Origin of the sequence: Arthrobacter sp. UNCCL28, from assembly GCF_900102805.1 — a bacterium.
Classification (GTDB): domain Bacteria; phylum Actinomycetota; class Actinomycetes; order Actinomycetales; family Micrococcaceae; genus Arthrobacter; species Arthrobacter nicotinovorans_A.
This window is the reverse complement of record NZ_FMWE01000006.1, coordinates 151,660-166,708: the sequence shown is the minus strand read 5'-3', so window position 1 is coordinate 166,708 and position 15,049 is coordinate 151,660. Positions and strand designations below refer to the sequence as shown.

At 62.0% G+C, this 15,049-nt stretch carries 12 protein-coding genes; 9 read left to right on the top strand and 3 right to left on the bottom strand.

Translation table 11 applies throughout. The features are described 5' to 3' along the window. The first annotated feature begins 34 nt into the window (after positions 1–34). Entirely contained in the window at positions 35–826 is a 792-nt protein-coding gene (locus BLQ01_RS16520) for an SDR family NAD(P)-dependent oxidoreductase (protein ID WP_091552942.1), read from the top strand. Next, the gene (locus BLQ01_RS16515) at positions 826–2,151 is read left to right on the top strand and encodes an acyl-CoA dehydrogenase family protein (protein ID WP_254779509.1); all 1,326 of its coding nucleotides are present in this window, start codon (positions 826–828) and stop codon (positions 2,149–2,151) included. The genes BLQ01_RS16520 and BLQ01_RS16515 overlap by 1 nt, the downstream gene beginning before the upstream one ends. 26 nt (positions 2,152–2,177) lie before the next feature. On the opposite strand, the gene BLQ01_RS16510 is transcribed toward BLQ01_RS16515, so the two are convergent. The 3 genes from BLQ01_RS16510 to BLQ01_RS16500 form a co-directional block, all read right to left on the bottom strand. After that, positions 2,178–3,005, bottom strand: coding sequence for a DUF1684 domain-containing protein (locus BLQ01_RS16510; RefSeq protein ID WP_091552940.1), 828 nt, complete (start codon positions 3,003–3,005; stop codon positions 2,178–2,180). Between the two features lie 365 nt (positions 3,006–3,370). Further along, complete coding sequence (locus tag BLQ01_RS22200) at positions 3,371–4,744, bottom strand: Ig-like domain-containing protein (RefSeq protein ID WP_139183509.1); 1,374 nt, start codon at positions 4,742–4,744, stop codon at positions 3,371–3,373. A 103-nt stretch (positions 4,745–4,847) separates the two neighbouring features. Next, positions 4,848–5,561, bottom strand: a complete 714-nt coding sequence (locus tag BLQ01_RS16500; RefSeq protein ID WP_254779502.1) for a hypothetical protein — start codon at positions 5,559–5,561, stop codon at positions 4,848–4,850. A 203-nt stretch (positions 5,562–5,764) separates the two neighbouring features. On the opposite strand from BLQ01_RS16500, the gene BLQ01_RS16495 reads away from it, so the two are divergent. From BLQ01_RS16495 to ppc, 7 genes are all read left to right on the top strand, one after another. Further along, positions 5,765–7,342 carry a sigma-70 family RNA polymerase sigma factor gene (locus tag BLQ01_RS16495; protein WP_026547631.1) on the top strand — a complete coding sequence of 526 codons (1,578 nt, stop codon included), beginning with the start codon at positions 5,765–5,767 and terminating at the stop codon, positions 7,340–7,342. A gap of 106 nt (positions 7,343–7,448) precedes the next feature. Further along, entirely contained in the window at positions 7,449–8,363 is a 915-nt protein-coding gene (locus BLQ01_RS16490) for a PIG-L deacetylase family protein (RefSeq protein ID WP_223944647.1), read from the top strand. After that, the gene (locus BLQ01_RS16485) at positions 8,363–9,286 is read left to right on the top strand and encodes an ATP-grasp domain-containing protein (RefSeq protein WP_091552938.1); all 924 of its coding nucleotides are present in this window, start codon (positions 8,363–8,365) and stop codon (positions 9,284–9,286) included. Before BLQ01_RS16490 ends, BLQ01_RS16485 begins: the two co-directional genes overlap by 1 nt. Beyond that, the gene (locus BLQ01_RS16480; RefSeq protein WP_091552936.1) at positions 9,283–10,560 is read left to right on the top strand and encodes a glycosyltransferase family 2 protein; all 1,278 of its coding nucleotides are present in this window, start codon (positions 9,283–9,285) and stop codon (positions 10,558–10,560) included. Before BLQ01_RS16485 ends, BLQ01_RS16480 begins: the two co-directional genes overlap by 4 nt. Before the next feature lie 98 nt (positions 10,561–10,658). Continuing rightward, entirely contained in the window at positions 10,659–11,699 is a 1,041-nt protein-coding gene (locus BLQ01_RS16475) for a hypothetical protein (protein WP_254779501.1), read from the top strand. A gap of 4 nt (positions 11,700–11,703) precedes the next feature. Continuing rightward, the gene (locus tag BLQ01_RS16470; protein ID WP_091552933.1) at positions 11,704–12,006 is read left to right on the top strand and encodes a hypothetical protein; all 303 of its coding nucleotides are present in this window, start codon (positions 11,704–11,706) and stop codon (positions 12,004–12,006) included. 131 nt (positions 12,007–12,137) lie between these two features. Next, positions 12,138–14,936, top strand: coding sequence for a phosphoenolpyruvate carboxylase (gene ppc, locus BLQ01_RS16465; RefSeq protein WP_026541901.1), 2,799 nt, complete (start codon positions 12,138–12,140; stop codon positions 14,934–14,936). The last annotated feature ends 113 nt before the right edge of the window (positions 14,937–15,049 follow it).

Below are 15,049 nucleotides of genomic sequence, written 5' to 3'. Positions count from 1 at the left end.
TGGCTCTGCATCAAGTCTGCATCAAGGAGGATGGATGGACATCAAGGGTACGGTTGCGCTGGTTACGGGTGGGGCCTCAGGGCTGGGGGCCGCCACCGCAAAGCGGTTGTTCGACGCCGGTGCGTCGGTAGTGCTGGTCGATCTGCCGCAATCGGCGGGTGAGACCTACGCGGCAGAACTGAATGCCTCCGGCGCCGATGCCCGGGCCGTTTTTGTCCCCGCCGACGTCACCAATGAACAACAAGTCCAGGCCGCCGTCGACGCTGCCGCAGCCCTTGGACCGCTGAGGATCGTGGTCAACTGCGCCGGAATCGCCACCCCCGGCAAGGTCTTGGGACGCGACGGCGTGCTGCCCCTGGAAACGTTCAACAAAGTCATCCAGATCAACCTGGTGGGGACTTTCAACGTGATCCGGCTCGCCGCCGCAGCCATGGTCGAAATCGAGCCGGTATCCACTGAACTGGGCGGGCCCGAGCGGGGCGTCATCATCAATACCGCCTCGGTTGCCGCCTTCGAAGGCCAGATCGGACAGCCTGCCTATGCTGCCTCCAAAGGTGCGGTGGCTGCGATGACCCTGCCGCTGGCACGCGAATTCGCGCGTTCGCTCATCAGGGTGGCCACTATAGCGCCAGGAATTTTTGAAACACCCATGATGGCCGGACTTCCGCAGGCCGCGCAGGACTCCCTGGGCCAACAGGTCCCACACCCCGCGAGGCTGGGCCGTGCAGGCGAATACGCCCAATTGGCCGCCCACATCGTGGAGAACGCCATGCTCAACGGTGAAACAATCCGGCTGGACGGCGCCATCCGCATGGGTCTCAAATGATGGGCGACTACAGCGGCGACACGTCTGCCGGGAGCGCCGGGGGCACTGCCGGGGGCAATATCAGGGGCGCCGGTGGCACTGCCGGGAGCGCCGGTGGCGTGTCTCCTTCCTCGGTGGCAGACCTGCCCACCGCCGACTTCTTCGACTTCGAGTCCTTGCTCAGCGTCCAGGAACAGCGGAAACTCAACGAACTTCGGGCTTTCCTGGCTTCTGAGATCGCACCCTACGCCGGGCAATGGTGGGAGAAGGCCGAATTCCCGGAACACATCCTGCCCAAGCTCGCAGCGCTTCGGCTCAGCGCGCCGGCACAGCGAGGGTACACCCACCTGTTCGCCGGCCTGGTCATCGCCGAAATGACCCGGGTAGATACCTCGATTGCCACGTTCTTCATGGTCCATCACGATCTCTTCGTGGAGTCGCTCTACGACTTTGGCAGCGACTCACAACAGGACCGCTACCTCGACGACGCCTCCAACCTGCGCACCACCGGCGCCTTCGCGCTCACCGAACCCAACCACGGGTCCGACGTCGCAGGTGGCATGGAGACCACGGCCCGGAGGATCCGCCAGGCAACTTCCGACGGCGGCGACTACTGGGTGCTCAACGGTGCCAAGCGCTGGATAGGCAACGGGACGTTTTGCGACTACATGCTGGTGTGGGCCAAAGACGAAGCCGACGGAGCCGTACGCGCATTCATTGTGGACGCTACCTTGCCGGGAATCACCCGGAGCCGCATCGAGAACAAAATCGCATTGCGGACCGTGCAGAACGCTGACATTCGCTTTGTTGACGTGCAGGTCGCCGAGGCTGACCGCTTTGCCGGGATCAGCAGCTTCTCCGACACCAACCACCTGCTGCGCGGCTCCCGGATCATGGTTGCCTGGCAAGCAGTAGGCCAACAACTGGCCGCGTTCGACGTCGCCCGGCAGTACGCCGTCGAACGCATGCAGTTCGGAAAGCCGCTCGCCAAGTTCCAACTCATCCAACAACACTTGGTGGACATGCTGGGCAACGCGGTAGCCAGCATGGGAATGATGGTCAGGATCGCCCAGCTTCAGGAAGACATCTCCACGGACGCGCAAGGCGTTCGCCACGGCGGGGCAGACATGGCCCAAGTGGCTCTCGCCAAGGCCTACTGCAGCGCCCGGATGCGGGAGAGCGTGGCTTTGGGCCGGTCCATTCTGGGTGGGAACGGAATCGTCACCGACTACCGGATCGCCAAGATCTTTGCCGACGCCGAAGCCATCTACACCTACGAGGGCTCCTACGAGATCAACTCGCTGATTGTGGGCAGGGCAGTAACCGGGGTTTCAGCGATCACCTAGGGTCCGGGCGGCCATGGTCGGGTTCTTCACTCTTGGGGAAGTTTCTCGCCGGCTTCCACCCGTACATCAATTGAATTGCCCCGCACCGGCATAGGGCACGTCCCGTACGGAGTGAAGGCGCTGGGGTAGTTGATGCTGCGGTTGAAATCGATCACCACCGAGCCATCGGGGCGGGGCTTCGGGATGAAGACCTTTCGCCACTCGTCCGTGGTTTGGCCATTGGTCTCATCGTGGAAGGTCACGTTGAGGGCACCCAGTTTCTCTTCCTCCGCATGGAGCCGGACTTCATGGGGGACACCCGGGACCCGGAAAACCACTTCACCCACGGAGCGGTGGACCCCGTCCACCAAAGGGTTGGCAGTGCCGATGGGAACATCCCGGGGCTCGTCATACGCTTCGAAACGTCCCTGAATGACCCAATCCGGGTTGTAGTCGTAGCTGGGAACACCTTGAAACTCCGTCAGCACGGGAGAGCTGTTGTCACGGGTTCGGATGGCGTACTTGTCCGCACGCATGGCGAGTTCAACCACCACTTGCTTGCCGTCGGCGCCACCATACTGAACCCACATCAATGACTCTTCGTCCTCAAGAGCTGCGCGGATGGTCCCTTCGACAGGCTCGCCCGTGGCCACGAACGTTAACCCGTCCGCTGCGCTCGCCGAAAGAAAAGCGGTAGTTCCGTCGGTAGACCAAAGACCGGGCGCGAGTTCTACTTCGCTCGGGTCCGGCTCCAGCCACTGGAACGAGGTCAAGGTCAGCCAGCCATGCCCGGAAGCCAGCGCCGAGTGCCGGCCCGCACGGAACCGCTCCCAACGGGCAAGCTGGGCATCGGTTGCTGTGGTGGGCGAGCTCATGGGTCTCCTCGGACTGGTCTTGATGTCACATCGCGTGCTGCACTTCCCTCAACTATGGGCCGGGCGTGGACATTCCCTGAATTTGAGCCGGGGCCATGGCGTGGCGGGGCCGCTGAAGTGGAACCGCGCTGAAGCGAAACCGCGCTGAAGTGGAACGGCTGCGGAGTGGAACCGCGCAGGAGTGGAACCGCGCTGAAGTGGAACGGTCCTGAAGTGGAACGGCGGTGGAGTGGAACGGCCCGCGCTGGCCCCCAACTCATGCCAGCGCGGGCCGAGACTAAGAAATCGACTGATGGGCGGACAACTTGTGCCCAGCCCATCAGTCGATACAGCCCTTAGTGGGCCTTGTCAGTGCACCTTCGGCGTTAGTGCGACCTACGGCCGGACCAACGTGATCCCGCGAAGGCGAGCAAAGATCCAAGGGCCAAGAGGGCGGCCGCGATAAAGACGAATGCCGTTCCCTCCGCTCCCGTGTTTGCCAGCGGCTCCCCAGGCTCAGCCGTGGCAGGTGCCGATGGGGCTTCCGTCGGCACCACAGCGATGGGTTCGGTGGTGCTCGAGCTAGGTAAGGGCGTTGCAGTACCCGTGGGGGTTGCCGTGGTGGTGGCACTCGGGCTTGGGCTCGGGCTGACTGTTGCTGTGGGCGTCGGGGTAGGCGTGGCCGTCGCGGTTGCCGTGGGGGTCGTGGTGCTTGGGCTCGGGGTAGGCGTGGGCGTCGCGGTTGCCGTGGGGGTGGTGGTGCTTGGGCTCGGGGTTGGTGTGGGGGTGGGCGTCGGGCTGCCGTCGCCTGTACCGCTTCCGCTGCTCCGCCGGGTTTGGGCGCCCACAGGTGTTTCCTGGCCCGAGATCGTGACAATTCCGCTGTTCTCGTAGACATCCAATGCCGGATCGGTCACGCGCGTCACTACGTACAGCTCCACGTGAAGACCTTCGGGAAGGCCGGTCCAGCTCGCAGTAAGCTTTTGCGGAGTGCAGTCGAGGGTAGCCGGGTACTGTTCGTTGGCGTAAGGCTCGGTGATGTTCCCGTCGTCGTTCAACACGCGCCCAACGCGCGGTGTTACCTGGCTGCAGTCGATCTCCATACCTGCGGACGGGGTATCGATGACCACCACGTCATTGGTCTTCGCGGACATGGGCGGCATGTAGAAGACCGACTCAAGAACCGTCTGGGCGGGATCAACCCACCACATCGCCTTGCCTGCCTCTGTCGGGACGGAGGGGCCGCAATCCGACGTGCAGGGCTGGACAACCACTGGAACGCGCAGCACTGAGGAACCTACGGTAAAGCTCAGTTCTTCAACCCCGCCGTCGCCTGGATCAACCGAATACTGGGTACTGAAGGAACACGTTCCCCCAACATTGAGTGGCTGTTCTGCCACGAAGTCGGTCAGGGTGAACACCACCAGGCCGGAGTCGTTTGCGGTGGCGGTGGCCACCGTTTCGCCGTCGGGATTCTGCAGATCAAATGACGTGACCCCAAACCAGCGCAGTTGCGTCGGCAGCTGGAGGCTGAAGGTATCACCTGGCTGGGAATTGTCCGGCACGGACCATTCACATGTCAGATCCACTTGGTCCCATTGACTGGAAACCACTGATTCCGTCGTCAAGGTGATTTCCGCATCCGTCAGCTCTGCAGCATTGGCGGGCAAAGCGGACATGCCCAGCCCCAGGACGGCCATGACAACCGCCAGAACGGCGGCTATCAATGACGCGGTTTTTAGATGGATCTGATTTTTCATGTGCTGGATGGTCCTTAAAATCCGTGGTGAGATGCTCCGTCAATAGATGAGTGGGGGGCCTCGCCGGTTCGTGACGGCGTCACGTAAAACCGGCTTCTTTTGTTCAGCAAGCCGAGTCCTGTGCCGATGTTGCCGTGGCGGAAGCCGCCGCTGCAGCTGCCGAAGACAGTGGGTAGAACCGAAGCCTTGCAGGGCCCATGGCGCCATCCCCTAAAGCTTCCAGGGCGGCCTTGCACTCCACCAACCTGCAAAGGTTGCTTTCGCTGAAGGGAAAGAGCACATGCACGGCCGAGTTTTGGTACATGGCCATCGCTCCAGTGCCGTGCAGTTGGCCTTTGACGGCTTCTCCCAAGCGGGCCAGCAGAGTCCAGCAGTGGGTCCGGCTGTCACGTGGCCCGGCAAGGGAGATGATGGCCAAGGCATGGGCGCCCCTGCAGTCCGGTCCTGTCCCCATGGACGACACTTCGTGGATGCGTCGCTGAAAATGCGCCTGGGTGGCCAGCCCTGTGTACACATCCGTGCACGAGATCGACGGCGCCATTTCTGCAACTTCTGCCCAGCCTTCCGCCAGTGATTGCAGGGCATCGATGTCCAATGCTCTTTCCGCAGCGGAGAACAATGCCCGGAAATCGGTCATCGTTTCGCTGATGCTCACGCCATTCCTGGCGCGGGCTGCGCCGAGCGACTTGGCAGCAGGGGCCGGAACAGTTGCGCTGGATGCGAGCGAAGTGACGACGCTCCGGACCTCGGGCAGGAACCAGTCGGCGCGGAACCGCCAACCTGTTTGGTAACTGGTGGTCTGCCATCTACGCAGCAAAAGGTGCCGCGAGAACGTACACTCTGCGAATGATTTTGTCCGGAACGATGTCATATCCGAAGAGTGTGCAGAAAAGCCGTTTCGTGACGAAGCAGAGAGCACAATTCGTTGCTAAAGACAGTGTATAAATCGCGTCACGTCTTGCCGTCTACCCCCACTCAATACATATGGGCAGGATTATTAACGGGTTGGGGGCGCCTTAGATGGCACGAAGGTCACAAACGGGCAGCCAGATGGATGTCGACGTCGACAGCGACGGACACCTCATCGGGTTGGTCCGTGCCGGCGAGTTGTCCGCATTCGACGGGCTTTATGAGCGCCATATTTCCATTGCCTCCACGGTAGCCAAGCGCAACGTTGACAATCCCAGCGATGCCGAGGACGTTGTTGCGGAGGCATTCCAAGCCGTGCTTCAAAGCCTGGTGGCCGGCAAGGGGCCGGATACCTTTTTCCGGGCCTACTTGCTCTCCACCGTGACCAGGCTGTCGCACCAAAGGAATCGAAAGGCCGGCAGGGTCCTCCCAAGCAGCGACGAATCCGTCCTGGACCAAATGTTGCCAAACTCCGATTCCGCAGTCAGCGCCTTTGAATCACACACAGTGGCAAAAGCCTTCCGGGCCCTGCCGGAACGGTGGCAGGCCGTGCTGTGGTACCTGGACGTTGAGCGCATGAAGCCAGCGGCGGTCGCACCGATTCTTGGGCTCTCCGCCAACGCAGTTTCCGCACTGGCACTTCGCGCGCGTGAGGGGTTGAGGCGGCACTACCTCCAGTTCCACATTGCCGACCAGCCTGATGACGGCTGCGCCGCATTCGTCACCAAGCTGGGAAACTTCCTCCGGGGCGGGCTCTCCACAGCGACGGAGCGCAAAGTCCGCGAACACTTGAATGGTTGCTCCAAGTGCACAGCAGCCCTTGCGGAGCTCAAGGACGTTGAGAACAGCATGAGGGTGGTCCTTCTTCCCCTGGTGACGGGCATACCGGCTGCTGCCTGGGCCGTCCATGGGGGCGGACTCGGCGTCCTCGGGGGAATGGCGCCAACAAAAGCGGTGTTTGCCGTTCCTGCCTTGGCCAAACCCGCCGTCATGGCCATCATTGCTGCGGCGGGCGTGGGGCTGGCGCTGGGAGCCGTGGGCATAGTGGATCAACTGACCCCTGATGCCTATATGGAAGAGCGTGCCGTTGAAACAGGCGCCCCGGCACTGGAGAAGGACCCGGTGCCGGCTACCCCATCGCCGTCCACAACAAGCACATCGGAGCCAGCCCCTTCGGCCTTGGTTCCGCCCCCGCCGCTCGAAACCATGGCACCAGTGCCGCAACCGGAGCCGCCAACAGAGCCAGTCGCGCCGCTTGTTCCGGATCCGCTGCCGACGCCCACGTCCACTCCAACCACGCCGGCGCCCACACCCTCGGAGGTGCCGTCGGCGCCTGGACCGGCGAAGGTTTCCGGTACTGCCAGGCGCACTGATGAAGGCTACTTCCGCGGTGTGGCCATGGAAATAGACTTCAAGGCCTCAGGCTCCGGGCCCCTTGGGGCGGGCACGGCGGTCTTTTCCGTCGGCAGGGACTCGCGGATCGTGGAGGATTCCATCAAAGCACCGGGCGGATGGTCCTGTTCCATGGCGGGCGGCACTGAAGTCACATGCACAACGGATTCAGTCCAGCGCAGCGATCTGCACTTCCATGTCACTGTGCAATCCAGGCGCCATCAGACCGACGGTGTACTGACGTACTCCCTGAGCGGGAGCGGGCTGGCCAAGGGGGAGTTTGACTACCGCTACTAATCGGGTTGGGCGTGCGGCGTCACGAATTTTCTTCCCTACCCACTACTTCTACGGCGGTCTTCGGAGATTGAAACCGTGCTGATTCGATATGCGTTATGGGGGCACTATGGAGGCAACGTTGTTCGCCGTTGCTGGATTGTTGGGGATTCTGGTGGCTGGCTGGGCTTTGATTCCGCCCGGCCGGAGCTGGTTTGTGCGGAAGTTCAGTTCACCGCATCGGCTTCGTTGGACGCTGGCCGGGCTGGGCATTCTGCTGCTGGCGGCGCTGGCGGGGTGTGCCGTCGGACGGCCGCATCCTTCCTGGCTGAACACGGTAGTTGTGGTTGCAGGCACAGCTTTGATCTTTGCGTGCCTGGTTGCACCGGCGTTCCGGATTCCTTCCAGAATGGCATTCCAACCCCGAAGGGTCCTCGCCATCGGCGCGCATCCTGATGATCTGGAATTGGCCTGTGGAGCCACGATCGCCAAGCTATCCGATGCCGGCCATGACGTAAGAACCATGGTGATGAGCACTGGGAGCAAGGGCGGAGACAGCAGTATCCGGGTGATTGAGGCTGCTGCAGGCTCGGACTTCATGGGGGCAACGGCAGTTCACGTCCATCAATTCCAGGACACCAACTTGTCAGAGCACGGGCAGGAGATGGTGAAAGCGATCGAGAAAGCAATCGAGGACTTCCATCCCGACGTCGTCATCACGCATTCCCGCCATGATTACCACCAGGATCATCAGGCGGTCCACAGCGCCACCATGCGCGCGGCACGGCGGCACTCCTCGATCCTGTGTTTTGAGAGCCCCTCATCTACCAGGCAGTTTGATCCCAGCGTTTTTGTAGACATCGCCGGATATGTGGATGTGAAAATCCATGCTGTCGGCATGCACCGGAATCAAAAGGGCAAGCCGTACATGAGCGCCGAAAGGGTCCGCAGTCTGGCGGCCTTCCGGGGTTCACAGGTGAAGACGGCGTATGCAGAAGGCTTTGAACCTGTTCGATTGCTCGGCTCTGCCGTAGGGGAGTTCTAATGGTGCGCGTGTTGGTGACGGGTGTAGGCGGGCCGGCAGGCTTCTCGCTGGCACGTCAATTGATGGACCAAGGACACTGGGTTTTGGGTGTCGACATGAAGCGGTTTCCCGCGTCGACGGCGGACGCCTTGTCCGTGGTGTCTCCCTCAAGCGCGCCCGGCTACTTGTGGGAACTCCGCGGGCTCGTCGCTGCCCACGGAATAGACCTGGTAGTGCCGACAGTCAGCGACGAACTGGTGATGGTGGCGGACGCCAGGGATGGTTTCGCCCCGGGATTAGAGGTCCTGATTGCAGACCCGGAACCCGTGCGGATCGCGAACGACAAGTACCTCACTATGAAGTGCCTGGCCAACGCCAATGTGGCTGTTCCGGATTTCGCCTTGCCCGGGGATTTCAGTTCCATTAACGAGGCAATGGCCCGCCTTGGGGGGTCCTTGGTGGTGAAGCCCAGGGTGTCGAGGGGTGGCCGCGGAGTCCAGCTCCTGGAAAGGACTGCCGACGGCGCAAGGAAAGCCGCTGAGGCGTGGTCCTTTCTGGATGATTCCTGGATAGTGCAGCGGTTTGCGCCGGGTACAGAGTACGCGCCCGTGGTTTTTCGGCCCTGGCAAGACTCCGGGCAGGAAGAGCTCGTGGGTGTGCTGGAGAAGGTGGAGCTCAAACAGGGGCGGATTGGAAATGCGCTATCGGTCAAAAGAGTGGATGGGCAAGAGACCGCCGACGTCGCAGGCTTGGCGCAGGAGGCATCCGCCGCGCTGGGCTTGGTGGGTCCGGTCGATGTTGACATTCGCCGCATGTGGGACGGAACGCCTGTAGTCCTGGAGGTCAACGCCCGGTTTGGCGCCAACAGTGCCTACGTTCCGGAACTCCTGGAGCGGGTCCTGCGGAGTTTCGCCCGGGGCACACTGCCTGGGCGGGCTGTTTGACATTGCTTGACGTGGCCTTGATGTTCGTCCAATGCGGCGGTTTGCTGATCCTAAGCTTCGGAGTGGTCAAGATCGCCTACGTTCCGCTGGCCCTGTATTTCAACTGGTTCCACCGGGCCAAGCCTCCAAAGCATCGCTACTCCGTCCTCAGCCAGCGGCCCTTGGTGTCTGTGATCGTCCCCGGTTATAACGAGGCCGTGGTTATCACCAAATGTGTGGAGTCGATCCTGGCGAGCCGATACCTGCGGCTTGAGGTCATTCTGGTGGATGACGGTTCCACCGATTCCACCGCAGAGATCATGATGGGCCTTTCGCAGCAGTACGACAGAGTGCGCTTTTTGTCGCAGGCGAACGCGGGGAAGGGCGCCGCGCTCAACCATGGAATCGCCGCAGCGCACGGCGACATCCTGATGTTCGTTGACGCCGACGGGATCTTTGCTCCGGACACCCTGATGAACATGTTGGAAGGTTTTGACCATCCAAAGGTTGGTGCGGTGTGCGGTGATGACCGGCCCGTCAATCTTGATCGTGTCCAAACCATGATGCTGGCCGTCCTGAGCCATGTTGGAACGGGCCTGGTCCGCAGGGCACTTTCCTTGCTGCACTGCCTCCCCATTGTCTCCGGGAACATCGGCGCCTTCCGGAGTGATCTGGTCCGGCAGTTGGGCGGGTTCCATGAGGACACCTTGGGCGAAGACCTTGAACTGACGTGGAGGGTCTACAAGGCCGGTTTCCGTGTTCGATTCCAACCCAATGCGTTGGTCTACGCTGAGTCACCCTCCACCATGGGCGGACTCTGGCGTCAGCGCGTTCGCTGGTCGCGCGGGCTGTTGCAAACACTCCGAATGCATGCGGGGATGCTCGGTCGGCGTCGTTACGGGCTGTTTGGCATTTTCCTTGTTTTCAACGCCATCACGATGGTGGTAATCCCTGTTCTGCAATTGGCCATCCTGGCTGTCCTGCCCTTCCTGTATATCGCCGGGGTGGGTCCGGTGCCAGGGCAAGTGTTCGCGATTCTTGGTTGGCTGGGACTCTTCGTGTCCTTGTCACTGGTCTGTTTTTCCATCGGCCTCAACCGTTCCTGGCGGGATCTGCGTTTCCTGTGGACCCTCCCTTTGTGGCCCTTCTATTCAGTCTTTGTGGGGATGGCCCTGACCAGCGCCATCGTCAAGGAAATAAGGGGCAGCCCGGCCAAGTGGAACAAATTGCAGCGGACCGGCGTCGTCAGCGTGATAGCGGCAGAGGCCAAAATCCGGGAAGGGGTGAGCGCTTGAAACGCGGACCGGCTACCGGGTTAACGGGAGCACTATTGGCCTCGAGCCTGGTGCTGACCGGGTGTGCCGGCCAACCAGTTGCGATACCGGGGGATCGCATGGTCAACCTGGGCTTTGAGGACGTGGTGAACAGTGAGCCCGGCTATCTTGGCAAACTCTCAGAACGTTTGGACTCAGTCAGTGCCACGGCGGTATCCATCTCCGTTGGACGCACCGACTGGACGGCCTTCCCGTGGCCCGGGCACGCAGGTTCGGAGTCCAATGAAGTCTCCCAATCAGGACGGGACTTTGTGGCGGAGTCCATCACGGCGCTTGAGACCGCGAACGACGGAAGCAAGCGCGATGTCGTCCTGACCATCGACGCCCTTTTGGGCCGCGCGCTGAAGGACGACCCCGCCATCGCGGGGCGCAGTGTTGACGGGACGGCTTCCGATTCCTTTGCGAGCGTTAACTCGTTGAGGCACGGAGAAGCCGGAACACGACTGGCTTCCCTGGCTGCTGCTGTCGCCATGAAGTACACGCCCACGGCGGTGAACATCACTGAGCTCATGTTCGACGACTTCACGTTTGGCCGCGACGACCTCGAGGACTTCAAAGCCACCACCGGCTCCACGGATTGGCCCCGGAACGGTGACGGATCCATCGATGCGTCAGACCCGCGTATCAACACCTGGCGCAGCGAAGCCACGGGGGACATCGTGCGCAAGGTGAGTGCCGCCGTCGAACCTCACGGCGTCAAGGTGGAGATGGACGTGCGCTCGCCGCGCGATTCACCGTCCGGGGACCGGGCGGACAGCGGACATGACTACGATCTCCTGCTCACGGAGGTAGACCGGCTTCACGTGTGGGAGTACGTGGGGCTCAACAGCGAACAGTCACCGAAGACCAGGGAATTGGCTGAATCAATGAACCGCCGCGCGGGCTCCCGCATGTCGTTGTCGGTGGGACTTTGGTCCAATGAGGGCCGCATATCGGCGGGAGAGTTCGGTACAGCTTTGCGGGAGGCGGCGCTCGGCGGGGCCACTTCGGTGTCTGTGACTCCGGCCAGCCTCATGGAGGACCAGCACTGGGAGGAACTGAGGAAGGCCTGGACCAGGGAGGTGCGGGCTGTTGAGCCGATTCCCCGGGGAGTACGCTGACCGCATGGGGATGGATGCAGTGGTCGCAATCGTGGTCAGCAGTGCCCTGATACTTGGCTCGATTTGGGCCGGCACACGGCTTGTCCAACGAGGAGTTCCAACGAAGGGTGCAACAGGAACGTTGGGAAGTGTCCTGTCCATGATTGAACCTGCAACCGGTGCGCCCACAAGGGTGGAGGCTGCTGCTGCGATTGAAGAGATGCGCCAGCGCCGGCACGAACAACTCTCCGCCGGGCCTGCTGCCGCGCACGAAGAGCTCATGAGCGGCAAGGTGGTTCTACCGGGCAGGACGGACCCCACAGCGTGACGCCAAAATCTGAGACGCATTCCATGGGTGGAGTTCGGTGCGGGTAAGATCCCGTAGGAAACCCTAGTAATCCGGCTCACAGTATCCAGCGCAGTGTACGGGCCAAAACCAGATCCCGAAGGTATGCATCCATGGTTCACACTGCCCCGCAAGACACTGATCTCGCTGCCGAACTGCGAGCGGACGTGCGCCGCGTTTCCACCCTCCTGGGCGAATCGCTGGTCCGTCAGCACGGTCCCGAACTGCTCGACCTCGTAGAGCAGGTCCGCTTGCTGACCAAGGAATCCAAGGAGGCGGCGCGCGGCGGTGCCGATGCCACCGGGCCTTGGAGCGCTCACGACGTCGTCGCCCAGGTCCGTGAATTGCTCGCCTCCCTGCCGCTGGACCAGGCGACCGACCTTGTACGGGCCTTCGCCTTTTACTTCCACCTCACCAACGCAGCCGAACAGGTTCATCGCGTTCGCGGACTCCGCACCCGGCAGGAGAAGGATGGCTGGCTGGCGAAGGCTGTTTCCGAGATTGCCGGACAGGCTGGTCCACAGGTCCTGCAGGACGTGATCAATGAACTCGACGTCCGCCCCATATTCACGGCGCACCCCACCGAAGCTTCCCGCCGTTCCGTGCTGGACAAGGTCCGTAAGCTTTCGGATGTCCTGGCGGAGCCGACGACTGAAGGCACCTCCGCACGTCGTCGACAGGACCGGCAGCTTGCCGAAATCATCGACCAGATGTGGCAGACAGATGAGCTGCGCCAGGTACGCCCGACGCCCGTGGACGAGGCGCGAAACGCCATCTATTACTTGAACAGCATTCTCACCGACGCCATGCCGGAGATGCTGACGGACTTGTCTGAGCTTCTGGCTGAGCACGGGGTCACACTTCCGGCAGCGGCTGCGCCATTGCGTTTCGGTTCATGGATTGGCGGAGACCGCGATGGCAACCCGAACGTCACGGCCGCTGTAACCCGCGAAATCCTGCAACTGCAGAACCAGAACGCCGTGCGCATCAGCATTGCCTTGATCGACGAACTCATTTCTGTGCTCTCCAACTCCACGGCACTCTTTGGCGCCGACCAGGTGCTGTTGGACTCCATCACGGAGGACCTCAAGAACCTGCCCGGGCTGGACAAGCGCATTCTTGAACTGAACGCGCAGGAACCGTACAGGCTCAAACTGACGTGCATCAAGGCCAAGCTCATCAACACCGGGCGCCGCGTTTCTGCCTCGACCTATCATGAGCCCGGCCGCGACTATGCCACCACGTCCGAGTTGCTGGCAGAGTTCGGGCTGCTCGAGGATTCGCTGCGCAACCATTCGGCCGCGCTGGTGGCCGACGGCGCGCTGGCCCGCGTTCGCCGGGCGCTCGCCGCCTTCGGCCTTCACTTGGCCACGCTGGACATCCGCGAACACGCCGATTACCACCATGATGCCGTGGGTCAGCTCGTGGACCGGCTCGGCACGGAAAAGCCCTATGGCGGCCTGAGCCGTGAGGAGCGCTTCGCGTTCCTGGGAGCTGAATTGGCTTCCCACCGCCCACTTTCGGGGCACCCCATTAAGCTTGAGGGCACCGCTGACGGCACCTACGACGTCTTCCGGAGCATCCGGCAAGCGCTCCACACGTATGGACCGGATGTTGTGGAGACTTACATCATCTCAATGACCCGTGGAGCCGATGACGTCCTGGCTGCAGCGGTTCTGGCCCGTGAGGCCGGCTTGATCGACCTCTTCGGCGCGAAACCGCACGCCAAGATCGGATTCGCCCCGCTACTGGAAACCGTGGAGGAATTGCGCGCATCTGCGGAAATTGTGGACCAGCTGCTGTCCGATCCGTCGTACAGGGAACTCGTTCGCCTTCGCGGCGATGTCCAGGAAGTGATGCTGGGCTACTCCGATTCCAACAAGGAATCCGGCGTCATGACGAGTCAGTGGGAAATCCATAAGACCCAGCGCAAGCTGCGTGATGTGGCGGCCAAACACGGTGTGCGTGTCCGTCTGTTCCATGGCCGGGGCGGTTCCGTGGGCCGCGGTGGCGGACCGACCTACGACGCCATCATGGCCCAGCCGAATGGTGTCCTTGAAGGTGAGATCAAGTTCACTGAGCAGGGTGAGGTCATTTCGGATAAGTACTCCCTGCCGGAACTTGCCCGCGAAAATCTTGAACTTTCCCTGGCAGCTGTCATGCAGGGCTCGGCCCTGCACCGGACGCCCCGTACGTCCGAGGACGAGCGCGAGCGCTACGCGAATGTCATGGAAACCATCTCGGACTCAGCGTTCCACCGGTACCGGACCCTGATCGACGATCCCGATCTGCCCGCCTATTTCCTTGCTTCAACTCCGGTGGAGCAGTTGGGTTCGTTGAACATTGGGTCGCGACCGTCCAAGCGGCCGGACTCCGGCGCGGGTCTGGGTGGTCTGCGTGCCATTCCTTGGGTCTTCGGCTGGACCCAGTCCCGGCAGATCGTTCCGGGCTGGTTCGGCGTGGGCTCCGGGCTGAAGGCCGCCCGGGAGGCAGGCAACACCGATCAGCTCATCGAAATGATGGACCGCTGGCACTTCTTCCGCTCGGTGATCTCGAATGTGGAGATGACGCTGGCCAAAACCGACATGGAGATCGCCGGACATTACGTGTCCTCCCTGGTGCCGGAAGAACTGCACCGCCTGTTCCACATGATCCGCGACGAGTATGAGCTCACCGTGGCCGAGATTGAGCGGCTGACCGGCGAGATCGAACTCCTCGATGCTCAACCGACACTCAAGCGCTCGTTGGAAATCCGTGACCAGTATCTGGACCCGATCAGCTACCTTCAGGTGGAACTGCTCCGCCGCGTACGTGAAGAGTCCGTGTCCGGGGCCGAAATCGATGAACGGCTCCAACGCGCCATGCTCATTACCGTCAACGGCGTGGCCGCAGGCCTTCGCAACACCGGCTAGGCAACGCTCTCCCACATCCCCCGGGGTTCGGACGGATCCCTCTATCACCTGCTGACAGAGGGTTCGGCCCTGGGGTGGGGGATGTGACAGAGGGTTCCGCCCAAGGGTGGGGG

Excerpts from the sequence above, each read along its gene's own strand:
- BLQ01_RS16520 (WP_091552942.1), top strand. The coding sequence starts at position 35 with ATGGACATCAAGGGTACGGTTGCGCTGGTTACGGGTGGGGCCTCAGGG.
- BLQ01_RS16515 (WP_254779509.1), top strand. The coding sequence starts at position 826 with ATGGGCGACTACAGCGGCGACACGTCTGCCGGGAGCGCCGGGGGCACT.
- BLQ01_RS16510 (WP_091552940.1), bottom strand. The coding sequence starts at position 3,005 with ATGAGCTCGCCCACCACAGCAACCGATGCCCAGCTTGCCCGTTGGGAG.
- BLQ01_RS22200 (WP_139183509.1), bottom strand. The coding sequence starts at position 4,744 with ATGAAAAATCAGATCCATCTAAAAACCGCGTCATTGATAGCCGCCGTT.
- BLQ01_RS16495 (WP_026547631.1), top strand. The coding sequence starts at position 5,765 with ATGGCACGAAGGTCACAAACGGGCAGCCAGATGGATGTCGACGTCGAC.
- BLQ01_RS16490 (WP_223944647.1), top strand. The coding sequence starts at position 7,449 with ATGGAGGCAACGTTGTTCGCCGTTGCTGGATTGTTGGGGATTCTGGTG.
- BLQ01_RS16485 (WP_091552938.1), top strand. The coding sequence starts at position 8,363 with ATGGTGCGCGTGTTGGTGACGGGTGTAGGCGGGCCGGCAGGCTTCTCG.
- BLQ01_RS16475 (WP_254779501.1), top strand. The coding sequence starts at position 10,659 with ATGGTCAACCTGGGCTTTGAGGACGTGGTGAACAGTGAGCCCGGCTAT.
- BLQ01_RS16470 (WP_091552933.1), top strand. The coding sequence starts at position 11,704 with ATGGGGATGGATGCAGTGGTCGCAATCGTGGTCAGCAGTGCCCTGATA.
- ppc (WP_026541901.1), top strand. The coding sequence starts at position 12,138 with ATGGTTCACACTGCCCCGCAAGACACTGATCTCGCTGCCGAACTGCGA.